Source organism: Paracraurococcus lichenis, from assembly GCF_030657435.1.
In the GTDB taxonomy this organism is placed as follows: domain Bacteria; phylum Pseudomonadota; class Alphaproteobacteria; order Acetobacterales; family Acetobacteraceae; genus Paracraurococcus; species Paracraurococcus lichenis.
Window position 1 is genome coordinate 1 of record NZ_JAUTWS010000618.1, and the last position, 230, is coordinate 230.

Annotated in this window: 1 pseudogene; it reads left to right on the forward strand. The window is 63.9% G+C overall.

Features of this window, described 5'->3' with window-relative positions:
• A pseudogene (locus Q7A36_RS41460) lies at nt 1-196 on the forward strand (IS1595 family transposase); the annotation flags it as partial.
• Nucleotides 197-230 lie beyond the last annotated feature (34 nt).

Genomic DNA, 230 nt, shown 5'->3' on the forward strand with positions numbered 1-230 from the left:
TGGCGATGGTTTCTGCGAGATCCACGTCAACACCATGGAGGGAACGTGGTCTCTGCTACGCTCCTGGCTCCGCCCGCATCGGGGCATCTCGCAAGAGAAGCTGCCGCTGTATCTCGGCTTCTTCGAGTTCGCGCACAACGCCCGGCGCCGCGGCAAAGCCCTCCTCGGCGCTCTCGTCGCAGCTCTGGTCGTGTGATGTGCCCCATCACCCCGGATCCCATCAAGAGCCA